The organism is Neptuniibacter sp. (genome assembly GCF_024231755.1).
GTDB lineage: Bacteria > Pseudomonadota > Gammaproteobacteria > Pseudomonadales > Balneatricaceae > Neptuniibacter.
The window spans coordinates 1-945 of record NZ_JAAEQH010000088.1 but is presented as its reverse complement, the minus strand read 5'-3'; the positions used below and the strand labels follow the sequence as shown (position 1 = coordinate 945).

General features: G+C 43.7%; 2 protein-coding genes. Both read right to left on the bottom strand.

The genetic code is table 11. From position 1 onward, the window contains the following. Positions 1-113: 113 nt before the first annotated feature. Positions 114-389 (bottom strand): hypothetical protein, encoded by a 276-nt coding sequence (locus GY843_RS04015; protein ID WP_297306774.1) that lies wholly within the window; start codon positions 387-389, stop codon positions 114-116. Beyond that, complete coding sequence (locus tag GY843_RS04010; RefSeq protein WP_297306772.1) at positions 386-643, bottom strand: hypothetical protein; 258 nt, start codon at positions 641-643, stop codon at positions 386-388. Before GY843_RS04010 ends, GY843_RS04015 begins: the two co-directional genes overlap by 4 nt. Between the last annotated feature and the right edge of the window lie 302 nt (positions 644-945).

Genomic DNA, 945 nt, shown 5'->3' with positions numbered 1-945 from the left:
TATCCTGTTCATATCCATGATGTTCCCGTCTAAATGAAGCGCATAATAATATGAGCTATCTGTTACAGGGTCATTATAGTAAAGCGCATTATTTATATACGGCATCACGTCTATCATAATCCTGCCTCTTGCTTGAGTTGGTTAAACCAAACGTTCCAACATTCCTCAGCTACACGGCTGCGCTTTCCGCATATCATCTCCCCACAGTTGGCCTCGCATGATTGGCATTGTATCTCCCGATTCTGCACAACCTGCCTCAATTGCGCTTTAATCAACCGATGCTCGTAGTCATACCCTTTAGGCGTGGAAGTGGTTATATGGCCAATTTCGTCCATTCCGCACTGAATATCTATTGCCTCTATCTGTTCATCAGTTAGGATAATGCTCATGCCAGCCCCCGCATTTCCTTCCAGAGTTCAGCGGCTTCCTGATCCGGCTTTCCGGCCCTTATATTCAAGTATCCGAGCACTTTTACATAATCCGGGTGACTTGATGTGCCCTGTTCAATTATGGCCCTCGCTGTGGCTTTCATGGTGTTAGCCCGTTTCTCACTGTAGACCATCACCGCGACACCGCCCGGAATAGCGAATAATAGCCCAAATATAAAGGTTATAATGATGACACACCCTATAACTTCAACCATTTTCTCTCTCCTCAATTACACTGTATTTCGATTAAACCGAGCAGACATAGCAAAATAGCAATAGCCCACACGATCCCAATCGCTTTCCATATGTTATCTGGTATCAATTCCGCCGCTCCCGCAGATATTCATACCAGAACGCTTTTAGTAGGTCTTTGCTGTAAATTAAGAATATCATCGTTTTAAGATAGAAAAACCGCCCTTTTGGAGCGGTTTCTGATAATTTCGTTTAAAATACCAGTCTAACCTCCAAAATAGCAGACAAACACGGTTTTGTCAAGTAAAACGGATTTCCTTGGGTG